This is a genomic window from Labilibacter marinus, from assembly GCF_001659685.2.
In the GTDB taxonomy this organism is placed as follows: Bacteria; Bacteroidota; Bacteroidia; order Bacteroidales; family Marinilabiliaceae; genus Saccharicrinis; species Saccharicrinis marinus.
The window spans coordinates 196,422-221,662 of the sequence record NZ_LXYE02000024.1; the positions used below are offsets into that span (position 1 = coordinate 196,422).

Here is a 25,241-nt window from a genome sequence, read left to right on the forward strand (position 1 = left end):
CTTTTAAGTAATTGGTTTATCTATTCAATAATTTACATGAAGATGAGTGTAAATTTGAATAGTAGCGATAACGAATAAAATAATTTACCAATAACATAAAAAATGTTGAAACACATACTTTTAATTGGTCTTCTACTTACAATTACTTTTAGCTTATCGGCAGAAAGAACAATAAAATTATTAAATAATAATTGGGCTTTCACCTATGGTTATGAGGTTAAACGAAACGTTTCAGAAAGAGTGGATATTCCTCATACCTGGAATGCCATTGATGCGCATTCTGGAACGTTGGACTATTATAGAGGAATAGGAAATTACGAAAAAGAAGTTTTTATAAAAGAAGAATGGCAAGGGAAACGTTTATTCATAAAGTTTTATGGGGTTAATACCATTGCCAATGTTTTTATTAATGGAAAACATATAGGTGAGCACAGAGGTGGTTATACTGCTTTTAATTTTGAGTTGACCGATAAAGTTGAATATGGGGATAAAAATACCATTATGGTAAGAGCTAATAATGCGCCTCAATTAGATATTATGCCTTTGTTAGGAGACTTTAATTTTTATGGAGGAATATACCGTGATGTAGAATTAATGATTACAGAACAAGCCATTATTTCACCTTTAGATTACGCTTCGTCTGGGGTTTATCTCACGCAAACAAAAGTTACTAACGATCAGGCACAAGTAGAAGCTTTGGTTAAAATATCTAATCCTAAAAACTTAAAAGGACTAGAATTGGAACTAAGCGTATTGGATGGTAAATCGACTATTCTTAAAAAAGATATTAATGTGTCGGCGCATCAAACGGAGGTGAAAATACCTTTTGAAATTAATAATCCTCACTTATGGAACGGAGTGAGAGACCCTTTTATGTATCAAGTAAAAGTTTCCTTAAAAAAAGGTAATCATGTTAGTGATCAAGTTACGCAAGCTCTTGGCTTAAGATATTACCATGTGGATGCCAATAAGGGATTTTTTCTGAATGGAGAACATCTTACATTACGAGGAGTTTGTCGTCATCAAGATAGAGCAATAGTTGGTAACGCCTTACGTAAGGAACATCATGATGAGGATTTAGTCATGATGCAAGAGATGGGAGCCAATGCTATACGATTATCGCATTATCCTAATGACCCATACGTGTATGATATGCTCGATAAAGCTGGTTTTGTAACTTGGTCAGAGATACCATTTGTTGGGCCAGGAGGATATCGCGACAAGGGTTTCGTGAATCAGGAATCATTTAAGGATAATGGTAAGCAACAACTTATCGAAATGATTCGTCAGCAATATAACCATCCTTCCATTTGTTTTTGGGGATTGTATAATGAGCTAAAGACTACTGGTGATAATCCAATTGAGTATGTTAATGAGTTACAAGCTTTGGTTAAGCAAGAAGATTCGAGTAGAATTACTACAGCTGCCAGTAATACAGGTGATCACAAGCTTCATGAAATTACGGATCTGATTGCTTGGAATCGTTATTTTGGATGGTATAAAGGTGTGCCTTCAGATATTAGTGTTTGGTTGGATGGCGTGCACAAAGAGCGTCCAGATTTTAAAATTGGTTTAAGCGAATATGGAGCAGGTGCAAGTGCTTTTCATCATGAGAATGAACTTAAAAAACCTAAAGCTCCAGGACGCTGGCATCCAGAAAAATGGCAAGCGCATTATCATGAAGAATATTGGAAAGTGATAGATGCTCGTCCGTATGTTTGGGGAAGTTTTATATGGAATATGTTTGATTTTGGAGCTGTGCATCGTTCCGAAGGAGAGACCATTGGTGAGAATGATAAAGGTTTAGTAACTTTTGATAGAAAGATTAAAAAGGATGCTTTTTATTTCTATAAAGCCAATTGGAACAAGGAGGATAAATTTGTATACATCACTGAAAATAGGTACAAAGTGCGTGATGAGGCGAAAACTCAGGTTAGAGTTTATTCTAATTGTAAAGAAGTGGAACTTTTTATCAATGGTATATCCTTGGGTAAAACACAAGGTGACTATGGAATTTTTATTTGGGATAATGTAATTCTTAGGGAAGGAAATAATATCATTGAAGTAAAGGCGAATCTAAAAAAAGAAAAAATATCAGATCAATGCACTTGGACTTTACAATAAATCATTATGTGGTTTTATAATGAGTTCTGAAGTCTTTGTTGTGTTTAATTTTAGTTAATAAATAAAGAATTTATCAATGAAAGTCAGATTTTTAAGAGAAGTTGGAGGAGTGTTAGTATTGATGCTCATGTTTGTGGCTTGTTCAAGTGATGAGGGTATAGAAAAACCATCGGAGCCAGAAGAGGAAACACCTAACGATAACGAAGGTATAGTAGTTGATCCAACTAAAGTTATAAACGTTAATACAGATGCTGTAGTAGGGCAGATGTATAATTTTTGGTCTACTCGTCCAATGATTAATCAAACTAGATTTGTTAGTTCAGGTTTTACAGATGGTTTAGTAAGTATAAAGCCTTATGTAAAAAGCTATAACCTAGTAAGGGTTTTGGGCGGAAGAACCGATCATAAAAACGATTTTTATAAAGGGTTAGATGATCAGGGCAATATTATAACCGATTTTACGGGGTTGTTAAGCAGTATGCGTGGATTTATGGCAACTGGTTTTAAGCCAAGAATTGTATTAGATAATGTACCATGGGAAATGAATGCTATTCAGGAAGAAAATACCTACGGAAATACTAATCCTCCTGATGCTTATGATGTTTGGCGACAATACATTAATGCTTTTCTACAAACCTTGATTGACGAATTTGGTTATGATGAAGTAAAAACTTGGCGTTTTAGAGTGGGAACAGAGCCTAATTATACGCCACACCATTGGAATGGAACCAAAGAAGAGTATTTTAAGCACTATGATATTACTGTGGATGAAGTACTAAAGTTAATTCCTGATGCGATTATTGGCCCTGGTAATATGTTAACAGAAAATGTGGCCACATTTACTACTGAATTAATTGACCATTGTGCGAATGGCACTAACTATGCAACAGGAGAAACTGGAACTAGAATGAGCTATTTTTGCCTTTCTTACTATGAAAAAATAGATAATAATACCATTAAGTTTCCAGAAACAGTTGAGCCATATCGACAAAAATTAAATAGTTATTCTCAGTTTGCAAATATTCCTTTCGATATTCAGGAGTTTGGAGTTTTAAGGGATGAAAATGGAAATAGAGGACTGAGTTTAAGTGATGCAACCGATTTTGGTGCTAGTTGGTATGCAACTATTGCTGATTTAGCATACAAATATAAAGTAACTGAAATTTATGATTGGGGTCAAGAATCAACTGATGGCTTGTCTACATCAAGAAGAAATGTAACTACCATGCTGTTGAAGATGGAAGATGGAGATAGACTTGCTGCTACCCATAATGTTTCGGGATATGTTGGCGCTATACCAGTAGTAAAAAACGGTAGAATCTATTTGTTAATCTATAACCATAATACAACAAGAAACAGCACAGCTAAGAAAACCTTGTTTCCTAAAATTGAAGGAGCCATAGTAGATGGTAGTGAAAATTGGAAGATGAACGAATGGACTGTAGATAAAACGCATGGTACTTTTATGCATGAACTTTATAGTGATGTAAGAGCCGCGGGTATAACTAATAAAAGTAACGGGCGAATTTATGGAAATAGGCCAGATGATTACTTTAATGACGGTTGGGAAGACGTATTTGATGCCAACAAAGCTAAGTACACAACTTTGTCGCAGTTACCACAAACTATTAGTAGTTCAAAAATTGGTGTAGCGGATGATGGAAGTATAACACTAAAGGTAGAATTAGAACCACATGCTGTAAAATTAATTGAACTTATCCCTCAGTAAATCTGAATATAAAAACTGTTTATTGGGTAGGTATTTATAAAAAGTACCTATCCAATAAACTGTATTTAATACCATACAATAAGCCTCTTCTTTGCGTTTTAAGAACCTCCATAATTAAAGAGGAGTTGGAACTTATTATACTCCAAAAATAAAAATACCAGATATACCAATACGTATGAGACGCGTTACTTCTTTCATAAATATTCCAACTACCATTATTTCTTTATTGCTATTTTTTCAAGTCACCTTGGCAGATGATGGATTAAAACAAGGGTTTAAAAATCCACCACCAGCTGCAAAAGTGCGAACATGGTGGCATTGGATGAATGGGAACATAAGCAAAGAGGGAATTACTGCTGATCTGGAAGCGATGAAAAAGGTGGGCATACAAGAGGCTCAAATTTTCAATGCAAACATAGGGATTCCTCAAGGATCTGCTGTTTATTTAGGCGAAGAGTGGTTGGAGTTATTTAAATTTGCAGCTCTAGAAGCACAGCGCTTAAACCTAGAGTTAGCGTTTCATAATTGCCCAGGTTGGTCGTCGAGTGGTGGTCCGTGGATTACTCCTGAATATGCCATGCAAACATTAGTATATAGCGAAGTTACTCATCAAGGAGGAAAACCATTTAAAGGGCATTTACCACAGCCTGAAACTAATCTGAATTATTACAAAGACATTGCAGTATTGGTTTTCCCAAAACCAGAAAGTAATCTAAGAATTAATGATATAGATTATAAAAGTCTGTCCAGCAGAATTCGTAATCATCTAGAGCCGGAAACAAAGTTAATACCAACATCTGCTACAATAAAAAAGTCAGTTATAATAGATTTAACATCAAACCTTGGTGATGATGGCTTTTTGGAATGGAACGCTCCTGAAGGTGAATGGGTTATTTTACGAATTGGCCATACGCCAACGGGTAAAAAAAATATAGCTGCACCTGATAATGGAAAGGGGTTGGAGTGTGATAAAATGAGCCGAGATGCTGTGGATGTATTTTGGAAAGGAGGTATAAGTCCAATAATAGAAAAGTTGGATACGCTGGTAGGGTCGGTGCTTAAAAATTGCATTATTGATAGTTACGAAGTAGGCTGTGCTAATTGGACACCTGGTTTTGATACTTCATTTAATCGCTTGCGAGGTTACGATTGTAAGTTGTTTCTTCCAGCATTGGCAGGCTATTATGTGGAAAGTGGCGAGATAAGTGAACGCTTTTTATCGGATTTTAGACGAACCATTGGCGATTTAATGGCTGAAAATTACTATGCTTATTTTAGGGATAAATGCCACGAGCATAAGATGACTTTTTCTGTAGAGCCGTATTGGGGACCTTTTGATAATATGCAAGTAGGTGCAACTGGAGATATTGTGATGAGTGAATTTTGGAGTGGAGAATTAGCCTTTTTTGACTCTCCTAAATTTGTTGCCTCCATTGCCAAATTAAATGGCAGTTCGATTGTTGGAGCAGAAGCTTTTACGGATATTGGAGGGTGGTCGCGTCATCCATCCGATTTAAAGGCAATCGGCGATATGGCATGGGCACAGGGCATCAATCGTTTTATCTTTCATACGTATGTACATCAGCCATGGAATGTTGCGCCCGGTCTTGCTTTAGGCCCCTTTGGTATTGATTTTAACCGTTTGAATACTTGGTGGAATCAGGGTTCAAGTTTTCTAGATTATATTGCTCGTGGGCAATTCCTTCTTCAGTCAGGAACGCCATGTGCAGATATATTGTTGTATACAGGAGAGTCGTCACCTAATGATGGTTTACTAATGCCTGAAATAAAGTCCTGGGGATATGACTACGATTTAATCGGTAGAAATAAATTACAAGAATTAAGTGTAAAAGATGGATTGATTTGTACACCTTATGGAGCAAAATATCATGTGCTAGTACTTCCAGAAACGATATGGATTACTCCAGAAACATTAAAAGTAATTGAAAAATTAGCTAGGTCTGGAGGAACAATACTTGGTAATAAAACAGCAAAATCGCCTAGTTTAAAGAATTATCCGAATAGTGATGTGGAAGTATCAACCCTGTCGGAACAATTGTGGGAAGAAAATCTTATAAAAGAAGTCTCGGTAGTTAAGTTCTTAAAAAGTGGAAGGATTCTACCCGATTTCACCATTGAAGACGGAGGAAGCGATCAGGTAGATTTTATTCATAGAAAGACGGAAGAATCGGATATTTATTTTGTGTTAAATTCACGAAAAGAACCGCGAACCATAAAGTGCCGTTTCAGAATAGAAAATAAGCAACCTGAACTTTGGGATGCTGAAACGGGAGAAATATTACCCGCGACAGTATGGAAAGAGAATGGTGATGGAACAACTTCAGTAACGATTCAATTAGCTCAGGCAGGTTCAGTATTTGTAGTTTTTAGAGAGCCAATATCACCTTTCGCGCACATAAGCGATGTTACAATACGTTGTGAAAGGCAGGATTTAAAGCCTCTGATAGATTTAAAAATTATTAAAGCCGAATATGGCGTGTTTTTACCCGATGGCTTGGTGGATGTTACGGAGGAGGTAAAAAAGAAGGTGGAAAATAATGCTTTAAGTGTTATTGCAAACAGAAGTCTTTGTTCTTGCGATCCAGCTCCTGGTTATAAAAAGGAACTGCGCTTAGAATATAAATTAGGAGATAAACTTTATGAGATTTATGCCAAGGAAAAAGAACTTGTAAATATTGCTGCTAATAATAGCGAAGAATTAAAAATTATTAAGGCCGTATTTGGAAAGTTTGAAAGAGGAATAGCTGGCATTCCACCCAATAATCCAGTGTATGATGTAACTGAACAAGTACAGTCGAAACTTGCATCAGGCTTATATGAAATGCCTGTGGATGACAGTTTTATTAAAGAGGAGGGGATTAGCAGTCAAAAACAAACTTTACGTGTGGTATATATGGCAAAAGGAGAAAATCATACGGTTAATATTCCTAAAGGAGGTAGCTTAAAATTATTGCAGCCGTCCGCAACATCTAAGTTAATCTCCATGAATGGTGAAGATCTTTGGTTAACCCCTTATATTGGCGAATTAAACTATACTTCATCGTACGGTAATCATAAAACCATAAAGGTAGATTCGGTTCCTAAGGCGATTGAGTTAACTGGATTATGGGAATTGCAATTTCCAATACAACATAAGGCAACGATAAAAGAAAAAACGAAGGAACTGAATTCATGGTCTATATCAGATAATGAGAAGATTCGACATTTTTCTGGAACGGCAACATATGCAATGCGGTTTAACCTTCCTAAAGAATTGCTTAAACCGCAAAACTCACTAGAACTTGATTTGGGCAGTGTGTTTGTTATGGCAGAAGTCTTTTTGAATGGAGAAAATATGGGTGTTTTATGGAGGGCACCTTATAGAATTAATATAGATAATAACGTTAAAGTTGGTGTAAATAAGCTTGAAGTTAAAGTAACTAACCTATGGACAAATCGCTTGATAGGAGATGAAAGTTTTACAAAAGATTTTGAAAGGAGAGGTGCAAATATTAAACAATGGCCAAACTGGCTGTTGAATAACACTCCACGCCCAAGTAAACGTCAAACTTTTTCTTCTTTTAGGCACTGGAATAAAGATTCAGAATTACTACCCTCTGGAATGATTGGACCCGTGTTAATTCGTTCGTATAAAGTAGTTCAGCTTCCTAAGTAATTTTGAGTGGAGATATGCTTTAGCAATAATCTCGCATTAGACTCTATTAATCCAAAAATGTAATGCCTTAATTATTACACATGTAATTCTTTCAGCTGATGGTAGAATAGGTGTTTTTCTTGAGTGAATGCAATACATCAAATAAAGAATAAATAGATCATCATTGTATTTATACATCATATTGATATATAAATGCAATAATGATGTATCATTTAAAGTTTTTGAGTTATTCTTTCAACAACAAAACTCACTATAGTAATAAATTTGGATAAGGTAAATCAGTAAGATGTAGATGATTACGAAAAGTAGTTTAAAATTACATAACGTTTTTAAATACTTACTGTAAATTAATATTTTATTACTAATCAATTAAATTGAAAAAAATGAAAAAATCTTTACGCTTAATGAGTTTAGTGGCATTTTTAATGCTTTTTGCTACAATTACAGTTCAAGCTCAAGGGGAAAATGATGAGTGGACTGAAGCAGGTACTTATAAAATTGGCGCATCAGGTCAGAATTTATGGATGACAATTAATGCTACCGGTGGATTAGAGTGGGCTGCAGAATTACCAAGCGATGATCCAAGACAAGTTTGGTCTATAGTAGACCATAGAACACCAGCTGACAATGGATTGTTGGAGATTACTGCTTATGTTCCTGGCGTTGGAACGTTTACCATGGCTACAAATGGAGTTGAAGGAGATCATCCAAATTATACGCTTATTGCTAGACCAGGTGAGCCGGTAAGTGTAACACCTCTAGATTTTGATTATTCAGGTCTAGACCAGTTTCAAAGGAGAAAAACGACTTCTAATCAAGGTGGCAACGATGCATTGTTTATAAAAACACCATGGGGCACTAATTCAAGATATGTTACAGCTCCAAGCGCAGCAGGTGACCCTGTTCAATTTGGTTTGGATGGCTCGGCTATTGGAAAACTTGCATTTAGATATGTAGGTCTACCATTAAGTGCTGATGAAAATGTTAGAGTTTCAAGTAACAATGTTTATCCAGTGGCAGGAAACGCAGGTGTGTTTAAGTTAGTTGAGAGTACAGAATGGACAGCATATTCAATTTCGGGTACGGTTGTTGCTTCAGGAAATGGTTATAATATTGACCTTTCTGCTTTCTCAAAAGGATTATATATCATTAAATTTGATGGCGTAACAAAAAAAGTTAAACGTTAATCTTTCACAAAGAATTAAGTAAATAATAGAATGGCGTCCTGTTTTTGGGCGCCATTTTTTTGTTACAATATTACTCTATGTTTAATACATATCTCGAGTTTAACAACGATCCTCCACGAATTCTGAAACCTCTACTTTTTCATCGCGTATGGCCTGTAGTACTTCGTTAAGCTTCTTAAGATGATGATCTTTAAAACATAAGGAGTTGCTTGAGGTCGTGTTTAATTTGTTGATTTTAAGTATTTTGTAAGTCAGCCTGTTATCTCTAATCTAAAAACTAACGATCTATTGGCCTGTATATAGCCATCAAACCAAAACCCCTTATGTAAATAATTAAGGATATATATGAAGAAATTAATGATTGCCCTAAGTATGTTTATTGTAAGCATAGCATTATCTGCGCAGCTTACCGTGTCGACTGATTTTACGAATGACGATCTAGAAAAACCAGCGTTTTATCCTATTTGGACGGTGGCCAATCGCATCAGCCCAAAGAATGGGGCCAATGTGCGCCCTGACCTAAAGGTGAACTTGGTACGTATGATTGGTGGTATAAATAAGGTGGTAGATGGTGAAAATGTACCCAACTTGGATTTTGATCCTTGTACTTACGATGCTTCTACGGATACTTACATATATCATTGGGAGCGTTTAATTTCGCGTCTTGATAAAATAGTTCATTCGCAAGTCGGCATTCATCAGATCGTGGTTGATCAGCCACCTTGGGCGTTTCAGCATGGTTATACATTTATACCAACTGGGACAACGGATGGTATTCACTTTCGTGAAGATGAGCGTGTGACACACTATGGTAATTCGCTGCCACCGGCTGATAAAGAGGCTTACCATGCCTTTGTTAAGGCGATGATGACGAAGTTAATTGATACTTACGGGAAAGAATTGGTGCTGTCATGGCATTTTAGGGTAGGCTCTGAAATTGAAACGCCTGATCATTGGAAGGGAAGTGAACAAGATTTTATAGCTCATTTTGCCAATACCGAACGTGCCATACGTGCCGTGTTGCCTGAGGCTAAAGTGGTGGTTCATACGCGCAAACCTGATTTTGTATATAAGGAGGGTACGGTACTTAATTATAAGGGCGAGGCCATTAAATCGTTTGCCAATGACCTTATAGATTACTGTTACGATAATGATATACGCTATGATTATTGGGGAGTGTCGGATTATTTGGTTACTACAAGGGATGAGGATAGACTAGTGTCTCAAAAATATGAAATACTATTTGCTCCTTTGGTGAATCATCCTAAATGGAATACTGACGCCAAACTTGAGGTGATGGAGTACGGTACCATTACTACTATGAATGGTAAGGATGGTAATGGTTTAATTAATTGTATGTCGGCTCATAGAGAGATAATGGAGTTGGAATTTGCTCAGCAGTTTTATAAATATGCCGACAAAGGGCTTGAGTCGATATACCGATGGGGCAACCGACCAGGCAGCGCTGATCCGGCAAATATTGAAATGCTTAATGCCATGATTGGTCAGCTTAGGTATGAAACACAGCTTAGCGGGACACCTAAAAATTCAAATAATAAACTGAATGCTTTTTTTGGTAAGAGTATAAATAATGATGCCTTTGATGCATTAATTTATAACTATAACCCAATATCTATGGATGATGAATCCACCGAAGATGTGGTGCTTTGTTTTACGATTGATCAACCCGTAGGAACAGATCTGGCTTACCGAAGTTTGTCGTATGATAAGACAAATAATCAATTGCAGTCGTTTTTAGCCAATGAGCCTGCATCGGGATGGATTAAAAGTGGTTTTAACCGCTATGGAGATCCGACCCGCACACTTAATGAAGAGGGTGTGGCTGCTTATGATCAGTTTGAGTTTAGTAATGATCCTGCCTTTGGTCAATGGCAAACCATCACCAGTGTTGAGCGCACGGATGGTAAGCAAGGCTCTATGATTAAGTTGGTAACGAGCCTAGGTTCTTTTGCATTTAAAAAGTTTGAGTTCCGGTTTGCATCTGAATTAGCTCAAGAAATAACACCTGCCGAACTAAAGTGGACTTCAGATACCGATTTTCAGGATTTTACATTCTCGCAAGCAAATCCTATGATTGCAAATGATCTCTTAACACTTAATCTCGATGGTAACTACCCAAAGGTTGTTTATAGTCAATCTGTTTCAGCCGCTTTGTATGATCAAATTAGCATTGAACTAAAAAACGAAAGCGAAAGTGATATTTTTTATTTTGCTTTTTATAAGAATTCACAAAAGTATCAAATCCGTTTTTCGCCAAGTATAAATCAAACAGACTTTAGCACGTATACCGTAAATTTAGGTGCTAATGCTAATTGGAGTGGCGTGATTAGTAATTTTCAAATTGAAACAGGTAATAAAGTTGGTACTGGGATTGTAACAATAAATAGTATTGAATTTATTCCTCATGCTTCGTCTAATTTGTTGAATGTTGATTTTCAGGTGGAAGGCGAAGGGTTTTTAAACTATAGTAGTGGTGCCTGTTATAATGGGCAAGCATTTACCTTGCAAGCCACCGCGTATGATGGTTGGGTTTTTGATTCATGGGCAGGGGATGTAGTTAGTTTAGATAATCCTTTAACGATTACAATAACTGAAGATATGCTTATAAAAGCTGTGTTTAGGAAAAGTACCTCTGTTAAAATAAAAGATTATTTATCCCTAAAGGTTTATCCAAATCCATCATCTGGATTCTTTAGTTTAGAAACAAGTGAAGTAGGGGAAGTGCAATACAGCGTTTTTTCAATGGATGGAAAACAAGTTACTTCTGGAAGTTTTTGCCATAATACGCGCATTGAAATAGCACAAGCAGGGTTATATATTCTATTGGCAGATTGCCAGAATAAAACCATAAGTAAAAAGTTAGTTGTAGTTCAATAGCGATGGTTTTGAGTGATTGCACCGATAAAAGTGAGTTTGAAGAAAACCAATAAAAAGCATTGCAGAAAACATTATTCTCCTTGTAGGACTCATGGGTTTACATGATGTTAGAGTTGAATTTATACGTCATAGTGATATATAAATTCATATATGATGCCACATTTAAAGTATTTGGGTTATTCTTTCAACAACTTGAGGTGATGCAGTAATAAATTTGGTAATTGGTAAGGAGTGGATAATTAGCTTATATAAATTGTTCTATCAAAGCGTTATTCTTCCATAAATTAATTACAAAATTTAAATGAAGAGAGTAATTATAATACACGTTTTAATCGCTTTTAGTGTTGTGGCTAGCTTCGCTCAAAAACAACCCAACGTACTTGTTTTTTTAGTAGATGATTTACGTGCTGAATTAGGGTGTTATGGTAGCGAAGTTGTTAAAAGTCCAAATATAGATGCCTTAGCTAAAGATGGGGTTATGTTTAACAAAGCATACTGCCAACAAGCGATCTGTGCACCTTCGCGCATGAGTATATTAACGGGCTTGCGTCCAGAATCTATTGGTATTTATTCCATATTCACAAAGCTACGTTCTGTACATAAGGATATGGTTACTATGCCTCAGTTTTTTAAAGAAAAAGGTTACACAACAGTTAGTGTAGGAAAAGTATATCATCATGGTAACGATGATGTAAAAAGTTGGAGTATCCATCATCCAAAAGAAACTAATTCTTGGATAAAACCAGAAAGTTTAGCCATTATCGATAGTTTGAAAAAAGCTGGTATAAAAGGGAATGGTCCTGCTTTTGAATGTGCAGATGTTGGCGATGATGCATATAAAGATGGTCGCGCAGTTACTCAGGCAATTAAAACGCTTCAGCAAATTAAAGATGATAAGTTTTTAATGTTTGTAGGTTTAACTAAACCGCATCTTCCATTTAATGCACCTAAAAAGTATTGGGATTTATATAATAAGTCAGATTTAGTTGTTCCAAATAAAAACACCCCAGAAGGTATGCATAGGCTTGCATTGACCAAATGGGGAGAGTTACGCAACTATCATGGCATTCCTAAAGAGGGACTTTTAGATGATGAATTATCTAAAGACTTAAAACATGGTTATTATGCTTGTGTAAGTTATATAGATGCGCAGGTGGGGCGTGTGATGAAGACCTTGGAAGAATTGGATTTACGCGAAAATACGATGATTGTACTCATGAGTGATCACGGTTGGAAACTTGGTGAGTACGGGGCATGGTGTAAGCATACTAATTTTGAAATAGATGTGCATGTGCCTATGATCATTAGCAGAGAAACAAGTTATAAAAACAGAGTAACTGATGCTACAACAGATGCTTTAGTGGAGAATGTAGACTTATTTGCGACAGCTGCCGATTTTTGTGGATTAGAAACCCATACGCTGGAAGGAAAAAGCTTAATGCCATTAGTAGATAATCCAAAACTGAAATGGAATAAAGGAGCTTACAGTTTATACGCTAGAGGTAAAACGATGGGATTAACCTGTACAGACAATGAGTGGCGTTATACAGAATGGCGAAATGGCGAAACTCAAGAATTACAGGGTGCTGAATTATATCATTATAAAGCAAACCTAAAGGTAGCCAAAGAAAATTTTTCAGGAAACCCAGAATATAAAAGGGTTGAAGAAAGAATGAAAAAGTTGTTAGAAAAGCAATTTCCTAGTAATAGGAGTACTTTTTATACAGTGACTAAATAAGAAAACAAGAGTATTATTGACTATATATTAATATAATATAACGAATTGGCTTAATGTTGCTGTGGGGAAGTAAAGTTAGCTAGCGTTATGTGTGGTAAAAGGTAACATATGAAAACAGTGAATTTAAAAGTTGGGTGGGTATTATGTTTATGTGTATTGGCAGTTTCTTCTTTTGCTCAATCCCTACAACATCCTGCAATTTGGACTACTCCAGCAGACAAAACTGCTATTTTAGCAAAGATTGAAAATTATAGTTGGGCGGCAAGTGTTGTTGCTAAAGCAAAAGCTGCAGTAGAGGATAAAGTAGATACTCACTTATCAAATCCTGCTACAATTCTTAATACTATTCCTGAATTTGCTTCAGATGATAATTTATCAGAAGCGGAGGCAAGTTCGGCTAACGCAGGGCATTCTAAAGTGTTAAATTATGCCTCGTATGCATCTATGGTATATTATGTAACAGGAGAAGAAAAGTATGCGCAGTTCGCCGCAGATATTCTTTGGAATTATATAGAAGAGCTCGAAACAAGAAGTCCTCATAATACCGCCATGAGTGGTAGTGATTTTTATGACCCTAGGGCTGGTTATGCTCAGTTTTCTATAGCCTATGACTTTTTATATAATTATTTAAAGGAATCTGGCAGACAAGTCTACACGTTATCTTCAGCAAGTAAAGTGGCTTATGATCATACTAAAGCACAAAAGGCTGTTTATAATATTGCGATGAATGCTTTACATGAGCATGGTGGCGCTGATACAAAATATGGTAAGATGGTTAGTAATCATCCTATATTAAGATCTCCTGGCGTACTATTTAGTATTTTATGTGTGGACGATGATACGGAACGAGAAAGAATGTTTGATGTGTTTTGGAACGTAGGTACAAAAGAACAAAACTCATTCACAAAAACTATTTTACCAATGTTCGGAGAACAAGGTATTTGGCCAGAAGCAGTAAGTTATAGTTTTATGCAGAATGTTACTTTGGTGCTAAATATTGTGGATCGCTTAAAACCAGAACTAAATGTAATGGATGATAATACCCATATTCTGGATGGAAACTTTTTGTTTGATAACCTTAGGATGCCTAACAGAAGATTTGTTCGATATGGAGATTCTCATAGAGATATAGATAAAACAGGAGAAATATATAGGTATACCTTAAATCTTAGTAAAAGAAGAGGATTAACTGATTATGTAGAAAAAGCAAAGATTGCTCTAAGACAAGGCTATGATGCCGACGGTGGTTATGATCCTATCGTACCAATTACAACCTTTGGTAATTACAGGGCATTTGATCAGTTGTTTTGGGGAATAGATGTTCCTAATATTATAGAAGAAGGTATCGACTTTCAAAAACCAACCGTACTAGTAAAACACGCTGGTGTAGCGCTTCAGCGTAATTATGTTGAGGAAGACAATGAGGATTACGGCCTTTGTGGAATTATTGGAGGAGCCCATTATGTGCATTCACATGTAACAGGTATTACCATGGAGTTATATGGAGCTGGTTATGTTATGGCTGCAAATGGTGGTTTGCCTCATACATTAGCCGAAAGAAGTGACCCTGTACATACAACATACTTCTGGCGTCACGCAGGCAATAACACTATGATTGTAAACGGAACCTCTCATGGTATTCAAACTGGTGCTTGGAATTCAGATTCTCAGTTATGGATGCCTACTACAGTCAATGTTGCCGCAGAACCTAAACACCTAGAAGATGCAATAAATCCAAATTTTAGTTTTGCTACTCAATTTTTAGATGATCATGTAAATGATGATCAGCAACAACGTACTTTAAGTACAATCAGAACTAGCGAAACAACAGCATATTATTTTGATATGTTCCGATCTAAATCTTTAGGAACAAATAATTTTCATGATTACATCTATCACAATTTAGGTGATGAAATGCATATTTTCAATAGTGATGAGCAGGAATTGTCTGTGAGTGCAACTACCAGATATCAAAATGATATTGGAGATACACATGCATCTCCAGGTTGGCGCTTTTTTGAAGAAACCAAAGTAACAGAGTTTGTTGATGCAGCAACCAAAGTACGTTTTGATTTAAATGAAACCAATACTTATATGACCATGTTTGCACCTGCAGGTGTAGCACGTGAGTATACCAAAGCTTTGGGGCCAGGAACACGAGAAGCAAAAGGTGGTTACGAGGATAAAAAGACCCAAATAATTGCAGTAAGACAACAAGGAGAAGCATGGAATAAACCATACGTACATATTTTTGAGCCATCAAAATCAGCTAATACAAGTGTTAAATCAGTAGAGCACTTATATACAGGTGATGTAATTGTTGGTGCAAAAGTGTATAGTCAGGTTGGAGATAAGGTAGTAACTGATTTTATAATTTGTCAAGAAGATGCATCTCAAGTATTTGCTTTGGCTGAAGAGGGTATAACTTTTACAGGGAGATTTGCAGTAGTTCGTAAAGAGCAAAAATTGGATAAAGCTTACGTTACCTTATATATTGGCGAAGGAACCAGTTTAGTTTATGGTGAGCATAGCTTAGATGCGGATAATGACAAAAAAGGCCAAAAGGTAATTGAAGTTGCTGCAGATATGAGTCGAGTGATTGGCTTCAAGGATTTGGAAAATAATCAAGAAATAGCGAAGGGCTCAGATTTATCGGTTGAAGCTATTATAGGAACCGACTTTACTGAAGCAACACTTTTTGTAGATGGTGTAAGTATTAGTACTCTAACGGAAGCTCCTTATGCATGGTCATCGGTTCCAGAACTGACTAACATGAACAATCTATCTTATTTAATTAAAATAGTAGCGAAGGATGCTCAAGGAGAAGTGGAGGAGCGCAGTCTTACTGTTCTTACTCCAAATCAATGGGCTTATACAAGTGATAATAAGCCTCACACAATACCAGGTAAGGTGGAGTTTGAACATTACGATAATGGAGGTAAGGATATTGCTTATTGGGATAAAACAGGAACTAATGCCAGCTATATTTATAGAGGCGATGACCAGGTAGATCTTACTTCTAGTGGGCTTGTATCAGATATTAAAACGGGAGAATGGTTAGAGTTTACCATTGATGTTGCAACATCAGGAAATTATGATTTAGATGTGCGTCACCAAACAACGCGTAATGCAGAAGTAAATCAACTTACGGTATCTCTACCAGAAGAAAATACTACTTTGATCAGTAACTTTATGCTAGGGTATACAGGCTCAAACTATGAAGTAAAAAAAGTGGGAAACTTTTATTTAGAAGCAGGTACTCATGTACTAAAGTTTAATTTCTTAGAATATGGTTTTAAGGTAGATTATTTTGAGTTGACTAAAACTTCAGATGCTTATAAAGTAACATTTAATGATGGCGAGAAGTTGATTAATGTTTATTCAGGTAATGATGGTACTTGTAAATTGCCTACAACACCAACTCGTGTAGAAGAGCTTTTTGTAAACTGGGTAACAGGTACAGGAAGTGTGTTTGATGAAACAACTGTGGTTACCGAAAATATGGAGGTAACGGCTACTTGGAAAGCAAAAACATATACCATCTCTGTTATTTCTGACCATGGTACAGTAAGCTTCAGTCCAGAGTTAGACGAGTATGATCCTTATACGCAAGTTACCTTAACTGCTACGCCAGATACTGACTATGAATTTAAATCGTGGTCTGGAGATTATACTGGAACAGAAAATCCATTGACTATAACAGTAGTTTCAGCTTTAAATATTACTGCTAATTATAGGAATACTACTAGTGTAAAGTCGCAGGTAGAAAATATATTAAAGATAAGTCCTAACCCATCTAATGGTACGTTTATCATTAAATTAATTAATAATGAGGAGGCTACATACAACCTTTATAGTTTAAATGGTGCTCTAATATCTAATGGAGATTTCTATTCAGAAACTAAAGTAAGTGTTGAAACTAATGTAAAGGGGATGTTTATGTTAGAAGTAATTACCAAACGCGGTAAAGAAGTTCAAAAGCTTATAATTAAGTAACACAACTTAGTTTGTTTTCTATAGTACTGCAGTAATTAATTTGCTGCAGTGCCTTTAATATTTAAACCCTTATTTAAAGTAGTAGGACTTAATCTATGAATTTACATTTAAAGAAAGCTATCATATTTACTTTTGCTATATGTGGGAGTTTACTAAGTTCTGCTCAGACATTACAGCGACCTGTGATTTGGGCTACCTCAGAAGAGAAGGTGCAAATATTAAATAATATTGAAAAATATGATTGGGCCAAAAGTATTGTTGATCAATTGCATAAACACGTAGATGGTCCTTTGGCAAAGCATCAATTAGATCCTAGTGTAGTGCTTAATATGATTCCTGAGTTTGCTAAGCACGATCGTGAAAACAAAGAGCGCAAGGCTAGTCCTTTGGCCGCAAAACATAATAAAGTACTGGCTCTGGCCTCTGATGCTGGAGTATTGTATTATTTAACAGAGGATGAGAAATATGCATCTTTTGCAGCTGATATTTTAGTCGCGTATATAGATGAAATTGCTCCTCGAACACCTGAAACAACTACTATTTGTGGGTATGAATTTTTCGATCCACGAACAACCTATGGACCATTTGCCATAACTTATGATTTTATTCATAACTATTTAACTAAACCAGGCGTTACTGTGTATGAAAAGGCAACAGGAAAACAAGTAGCCTTTGATAATGCAAAAGCTCAAAAAGCCATTGCTAATATGGTGGGTAATGTGCTACAGGAATATGGTAGGCCTGATAAACATGGTCGAAAAATTTCTAATCATCCAATTTTAACGGCTTCTGGAGCTTTGTTTGGGATTTTATGTATTGATGATGATGTGGAGCGCGAACGCCTGTTTAATGTCTTCTGGGAAACAGGTACCTGGCATCAAAATTCATTTAAACATACCATTCTACCTATGTTTTCGGGACAAGGTATTTGGCCAGAATCTTTGAGTTATAGCTTTATGCCTATTGTTACCATGGTATTAAATATTGTAGATAGAGTCTATCCCAATATGAATGTAACGGTTGATTATCAACATGTATTTGAAGGTAACTTTTTGTTTGATTATTTAAGAAATCCAAATAGAACTTTTGTTCGCTACGGCGATTCAAAAAGGAATAATGACAGCACAGGTGATTTATATAGATACACCTTATCCATTGCAGATAGAAAAGGCTATCCTGAATTAAAGAAAAAAGCAGAACTAGCCCTGCGAAGCTCTTATGATGCAAAAGGAGGTTATAATCCTACCATCAACCCCAATCATATCTTCAACAATTTTCAAGCGCTTGAATTGTTATGGGGCTTACCTATTCCAAATACTATTACTGGAGATATAAACTTTAATAGACCAACCGTAATTGTAGAACATGCAGGAGTTGCTTTGCAACGTAATACCGTTGTCAACGAAAATGAAAATTTTGGCTTATGCGGAATTATTGGAGGAGCTCATTACGTACACTCACATTTAACCGGTATAGCAATGGAGTTATATGGCGCAGGTTATGTTATGGCTCCAAACGCAGGTTTGCCAGCTACAGTGAGAGAACGAAAAATTCCATTACACGAGCATTATTTTAGATTATATGCTGGAAATAATACGGTTATTGTTAATGGAGCTTCACATGGTTTAGATGAAGGCTCATGGAAAGGTAAAGCGCATGTATGGCAAAATAAATGTGTAAATATTGCTGCAGAACCAGCCCATTTACAAGAGTCAATTTCTAATGAATTTAGTTTTGCCATGCAGCACTTGGATGATAAGGTAAATAACTGCAATCAACAACGTACACTCAGTACGATTAGAACGAGTGATAGTACAGCATATTACTTCGATATGTTTCGTTCAAAGTCTAACGATATAAACAAATTTCACGATTATATATATCACAATATTGGCGACAAAACACAACTGACTAATAAAAATGGTAAGGCACAGGATTTTAAGCAAACTGATCGATACCAAAACGATATAGGTGATGTTGTCCATTCTCCAGGCTGGCGATATTTTAAAAATACGGTAGTTACTTCTCCAATAAAGGATGCTGTTAAGATTCGTTTTGATATTGAATACGACAATCGTTATATGCACATGTTCGTTCCAAATGGAGTTGAACGTGAATATACAACGGCATTGGCGCCTCCTACCCGTGAAGCACGAAATGGATATTTAAAAAGGGAAACACAAGTATTGGCTATTCGTCAGCAAGGCGAGGCTTGGAACAGACCATTCGTTGCTGTTTTTGAGCCTTCTGTTGGATCCAGTTCAAGTGTTCAAAGCATAGAGCCACTGAAAGATGGTGACAAGATTGTTGGAGCTAAAGTAGTTTCTAAAGTGGGCATTGCTGTGATTACCGATTATATAATTTCTCAAGACAATACTGATGAGATTTATATAAATAAAAAGTTGAAACTAAAATTTAAAGGACGGTTTGCAATTGTTCGAACCAAAGATAATAATGAGAAAACGACTATTAGCCTATACATAGGTGAGGGTAAAGAACTCAACTATAAAGGAAATAAAGTAATAGCAAGTTCTCAAAGTAAGGCATATAAAACTATAGAATTATAAACAATGAATTGTACTATAAAAAATTACTTAACGTTGATTACACTTTTATTAATCTTCGCACTAAGTGCTTCTGCTCAACGCAAAGAAGTTAGTTTTAATAGACAATGGAAATTTGTTCTTGATAAAGATGAGCTAGCTTTTTCAGAAGTAAGTTACGATGATTCTGCGTGGTCTGGTGTGGATGTACCTCATGATTGGTCCTTTGAAAAAGGCGTTCAGCAAAAAGGAGCACAAGGGCAAGGTGGAGGATACCACGATGGAGGAATTGGATGGTATCGTAAAATGTTTCTTGTAAAAAAAGAAAGTCTTTCAAATATCACTTATATCAGCTTTGATGGTGTATATATGAACAGTGAAGTATGGATTAATGGTACCTTATTAGGTAAAAGACCTTATGGTTATATTAGTTTTCGTTACGATATTTCAAAATATTTAAAAGAAGGTGAAAACACGATTGCGGTTAGGGTGGATAATAGTTTAGAGCCTTCAGCGCGTTGGTATCACCCATGTGGAATTTACGCACCTGTAAATTTAATAGAGGTAAACCCTTTGCATATTTCACCTAATGGTGTTTTCGTTACAACGCCTAAAATTACTGACGAAAAAGCTGAAGTTAATGTGGAGATAAACCTAAATGTCACAACTAAATTGGCTAAAAGAACATGGGTTAAAACTTCCATATTCTCCCCAGAAGGAAAAGTGCTAGAAACAACACAACAAGAAGTAACAAGTACAACTAAACTGTTGAGTTTAAAAACGGAAGTACATAAACCTCAGTTGTGGAGCCCGGAAATACCAACTTTGTATACCGCTATTAGTCAGGTGTTGGTAGGGAAAAAAGTAATTGATGAAGTTAAAACTAACTTTGGATTTAGAACGATAAAATGGGATCAGGCCACAGGTTTTTGGTTAAATGGTGAGAATATTAAGCTAAAAGGAGCCTGTGAACATTGGGAAGGTGGCCCAGTTGGAGGAGCATGGACAAAACCTATGCTACGTTGGAAATTGCAACTATTAAAAGATATGGGCTTGAACGCAATACGTCCTTCTCATAACCCAACACCTCCTATGTTTTATGATATTTGCGATGAAATTGGTTTGCTCGTAATGGATGAAATATTTGATGGCTGGCACAAAAAAGCTCCTCAAGATTATGGAAAGCAGGCTTTTGATGAGTGGTGGCAACGTGACATCAAGGAGTGGATAACCAGAGACCGTAACCACCCAAGTATTTTTGTTTATAGTTTGGGTAATGAAACGCATAGTGATATTGCACCTGAATTGGTAAAGTATAGCAGAAGTATTGATAATACCCGTTTATATACTTCTGGTGCTGGTAATAGCGAAGATATGGATATTATAGGTGTGAATGGAGGTTCCGAAAATCAATCTTTTATAGAGAACAAACGTTTTGATAAGCCATTTATATCTACAGAAGCACCTCATACATGGCAAACCAGAGGATATTATCGTACGCATACATGGTGGCGTGATAACGAATTACCCAATACTTACCCACTGCCAAATTTAACGGAAAAAGAGATTTTCTTTTACGAAGGTATTGATCCAAAACAGTGGAAGAACAGAAAGCAACGTTTTAACTCGTCGTATGATAATGCTACGGTTAGGATTTGTGCCCGAAAAAATTGGGAGCAGATGCGTGATAATCCATGGCATAGCGGTCATTTTCGTTGGACAGGTTTTGATTATTACGGAGAGGCCGGTTTAGTTCATGGCGGTTTACCTTTTAATTTATTTATGGGAGGGGCACTGGATGTGGCAGGTTTTAAAAAAGATCTGTATTATTTCTACCAAAGCCAGTGGACTAATGAAACAGTATTGCATATGCTTCCTCATTGGACGCATCCTCGCATGAAAAAAGGAACTGTGATACCTGTTTGGGTTTATTCCAATGCAGATGAAGTAGAATTGTTTTTAAACGGAAAGTCCTTAAGAAAAGATAAGCCAGGTACAGTTTGGGATGAGATGCAGTGTGACTGGATGGTGCCATACGAGGAAGGGAAATTAGAAGCTATCGCCTATGTAAATGGCAAAGAAGTAAAACATATTGAAATAAACACTAGTAGACAAGTATCTAAACTAAAACATTGCGTTGAAGCATTAGAAGCGGAAGATGGTTTCTCTGCTAGTTATATTTTATCTTCTGAGGGATTAGATAGTGAAGGAAATTTATTTCCCTATGCAGAAAACAGAGTGTATTATAATCTGCAAGGAGATATCTTAAAGGTATCCATGGAAAATGGAGATCCTATTGATCCAACAAGTCGAACAAAATCGGATTTTAGGAAAATGTTCTTTGGGAAAACAAGGTTATTTCTAGAAGAAAATGATAATTCTGCTGAGGCTTCTGTTATTATGGCTTCCATACTTGGAGATAAAGCCTTGTATCTATCTAATAAAATTGCGATAGATGCACAACAAATTCAAATAATAGGTAAATCAAGCTTCTCCAAACTGAACATTAAGTATACCATTGATGGTTCCGACCCAGTAACGAATGGTAAAACGTATAGCGCACCTTTTCAAGTTTCAAATGGTACTACAGTGAAGGCTGTTGTTCTGCAGAATAATAAAGTAGTTCTAAGTATGAGTGAAACTTTTAGTGAAAAGGAAGGCTTGTTCTGGGGTGATGAAAATTCGGCAGATATGTGGAAAGGAAGAGGTGTTAATATTTCTGCTGAAGATGCATTACTGGAGGGTGATATAAAAGTAAGTAACAAAGCACATCGTTATAAGGGTAGTGGTTTTGTAGTTTTTGATGGACAAGAAGGTGCGATTACCTGGTACAAGGAAAATGATGGAGAGGCTGGAGATTTTAGTATTCGCTTTAGGTATATGCACAATAACGAAGGGAAACTACATCCTATGAAATTATTTGTCAATGATGAATATGTTAGAACCTTCGAGTTTAAGCCAACAGGAGGCTGGGAAAAAGAATGGAAGTTTGTGAATACGATAGTCAATTTTAAATCAGGAGCCAATAGCATAAAGCTGGAGACTACAGGACAAAGTGGACCTTATATAGATGAATTATTTGTGGATTAATAAAATAAAGATTGAATAATATTTAAATATAGAATAATGAAAAAAAGTATAATTTTTTTGATGGCAGTTATCCTATTTATTGGATGTCAGCAAAAGCCAACAAAGCAGTTGAGCAAAAAAGATGCAGAAATTGCAGTTAAAGTTGAGAAACTTTTAAGTCAAATGACATTAGAGGAAAAAATAGCCGAGTTGACTCAGGATGCACCTGCCAATGACAGACTGGGTATCCCTATTATGAAATATGGAGAAGCACTACATGGATTATGGCTTGTTCTTGACTATTATGGTAATACTACTGTTTATCCGCAAGCGGTAGCCTGTGCCTCAACTTGGGAACCTGAGTTAATTGAAAAAATGGCTTCTCAAACGGCGCTAGAAGCTCGTGCTTTAGGTGTAACTCATTGTTACTCTCCTAATTTAGATGTTTATGCAGGAGACGCTCGTTATGGTCGTGTTGAAGAATCTTATGGTGAAGATCCTTATTTGGTTTCTCGAATGGGAGTTGCATTTATACAGGGTTTACAGGGTACGGGAGATGAGCAATTTGATGAAAACCATGTTATTGCAACGGCCAAACATTTTGTTGGGTATCCTGAAAATCGTCGAGGGATCAATGGTGGATTTAGTGATATGTCTGAGCGTCGTTTGCGCGAGGTTTATCTTCCATCGTTTGAGGCGGCTGTAAAAGAAGCTAAAGTAGGTTCTGTTATGCCAGGTCACCAAGATTTTAACGGAGTTCCTTGTCATATGAATACTTGGTTATTAAAGGATATATTACGAGATGAGTTGGGTTTCGACGGTTTTATTGTTTCTGATAATAATGATGTAGGTAGATTAGAAACCATGCATTTTATTCCTGAAACTAGGACTAAAGCAGCTATCGCAGGATTAAAAGCTGGTGTTGATATGGACTTGGTTATTGGTAAGAGCGTTAAACTTTCAACATATCACTCAAATATATTAAAGGATACAGTGGAGCAGGATCCTTCATTATTGAAGTATATAGACATAGCCACATCACGTATTTTGAGCGCCAAATATAAATTAGGGTTATTTGATGCTGAACCATTAGAGATTGATGAGGAAACTGTAAATGCGGGTCGTGAAGAACATCGTGAGTTCGCCTTGGAAATAGCAGAAAAATCTATTATCATGTTGAAGAATGATAATAATCTTTTACCTCTTGATTTATCAAAAATTAAATCATTAGCTGTTATTGGACCTAACGCCCACGAAAAAAGACCCCAAAAAGGAACCTATAAATTACTGGGAGGATATTCAGGATTACCACCATACTATGTTTCAGTTTTAGATGGTTTTAAGAAAAAAGTAGGGGATAAAGTAAAAATAAACTACGCCAAAGGCTGCGATATTAATAGTTTTTCAAAAGAAGGATTTCCAGAAGCTATTTCTGCTGCAAAAAAGTCGGATGCTGTTGTTTTGGTTGTGGGTAGTTCTCATAAAACGTGTGGAGAAGGTGGAGATCGTGCAGATCTTGATTTGTATGGCGTTCAAAAAGAATTGGTAGAAGCCATCCATAAAACAGGAAAACCTGTTATTGTTGTTCTGATTAATGGTCGTCCATTAAGTATTAACTACATTGCTGAAAATATCCCATCTCTACTTGAAACGTGGTATGGTGGTATGCGAGCAGGAGATGCGGTTGCCAATGTTATTTTTGGTGATGTAAACCCAGGAGGTAAACTAACAATGTCTTTCCCACGCTCGGTAGGGCAGGTTCCTGTGACGTATCTTGAGCGCCCAGACTTTATTGGTTCAGGTAAAGGTAAATATAGATTTAGTGATAAGTCACCATTATTTGCATTTGGGTATGGTTTAAGTTATACCACTTTTGAATATGGTACACCAAGATTAGTGAAGACTGCGGTTAAAGTGGGGGATGCCACCAAAGTATCTGTTGATATTACCAATACAGGTACACGTGCTGGAGACGAGGTAGTGCAAATGTATGTGCGTGATGATTATGCATCGGTTGGTCGTTACCTTAAAATGTTAAAAGGATTTGAGCGTATAAGCCTTCAGCCAGGAGAAACAAAAACAGTAGAGTTTGAATTAAATTCAGAAAATCTGGCTGTTTTAACACAAGACATGAAAAAAGTAGTTGAACCCGGAACTTTTACAATTTCTGTTGGAGCTTCGTCAAGAACAGAAGATTTGAAAACAGTTACTCTAACTGTTGTAGAGTAATTCATTGTGAATTATTTAAATAACTGCGTAAGTTAAACTTGCGTAGTTTAAT

At 36.3% G+C, this 25,241-nt stretch carries 10 protein-coding genes; all 10 read left to right on the forward strand.

Going from position 1 to position 25,241, the window contains the following annotated elements:
- Positions 1-102 precede the first annotated feature (102 nt).
- The 10 genes from lacZ4 (at position 103) to A8L32_RS11610 (ending at position 25,189) form a co-directional block, all read left to right on the forward strand.
- Complete coding sequence (gene lacZ4 / locus A8L32_RS11565; RefSeq protein ID WP_143525080.1) at positions 103-2,124, forward strand: beta-glucuronidase LacZ4; 2,022 nt, start codon at positions 103-105, stop codon at positions 2,122-2,124.
- A 76-nt stretch (positions 2,125-2,200) separates the two neighbouring features.
- Positions 2,201-3,853, forward strand: a complete 1,653-nt coding sequence (locus A8L32_RS11570; RefSeq protein ID WP_066630754.1) for a GH39 family glycosyl hydrolase — start codon at positions 2,201-2,203, stop codon at positions 3,851-3,853.
- 175 nt (positions 3,854-4,028) lie between these two features.
- Entirely contained in the window at positions 4,029-7,529 is a 3,501-nt protein-coding gene (locus tag A8L32_RS11575) for a glycosyl hydrolase (protein ID WP_066630756.1), read from the forward strand.
- Between the two features lie 383 nt (positions 7,530-7,912).
- On the forward strand, positions 7,913-8,716 hold the full coding sequence (locus A8L32_RS11580; protein ID WP_066630758.1) for a T9SS type A sorting domain-containing protein: 804 nt from the start codon (positions 7,913-7,915) through the stop codon (positions 8,714-8,716).
- Between the two features lie 345 nt (positions 8,717-9,061).
- Positions 9,062-11,614 (forward strand): T9SS type A sorting domain-containing protein, encoded by a 2,553-nt coding sequence (locus tag A8L32_RS11585; RefSeq protein WP_066630760.1) that lies wholly within the window; start codon positions 9,062-9,064, stop codon positions 11,612-11,614.
- A 301-nt stretch (positions 11,615-11,915) separates the two neighbouring features.
- Positions 11,916-13,352 (forward strand): sulfatase, encoded by a 1,437-nt coding sequence (locus A8L32_RS11590; RefSeq protein ID WP_066630762.1) that lies wholly within the window; start codon positions 11,916-11,918, stop codon positions 13,350-13,352.
- Between the two features lie 108 nt (positions 13,353-13,460).
- The gene (locus A8L32_RS11595) at positions 13,461-17,348 is read left to right on the forward strand and encodes an InlB B-repeat-containing protein (RefSeq protein WP_066630763.1); all 3,888 of its coding nucleotides are present in this window, start codon (positions 13,461-13,463) and stop codon (positions 17,346-17,348) included.
- 95 nt (positions 17,349-17,443) lie between these two features.
- Positions 17,444-19,915, forward strand: coding sequence for a hypothetical protein (locus A8L32_RS11600; RefSeq protein WP_066630764.1), 2,472 nt, complete (start codon positions 17,444-17,446; stop codon positions 19,913-19,915).
- A gap of 3 nt (positions 19,916-19,918) precedes the next feature.
- Positions 19,919-22,981, forward strand: coding sequence for a sugar-binding domain-containing protein (locus A8L32_RS11605; RefSeq protein WP_066630766.1), 3,063 nt, complete (start codon positions 19,919-19,921; stop codon positions 22,979-22,981).
- Positions 22,982-23,017: 36 nt separating this feature from the next.
- Positions 23,018-25,189 (forward strand): beta-xylosidase, encoded by a 2,172-nt coding sequence (locus A8L32_RS11610; protein WP_066630768.1) that lies wholly within the window; start codon positions 23,018-23,020, stop codon positions 25,187-25,189.
- Positions 25,190-25,241 lie beyond the last annotated feature (52 nt).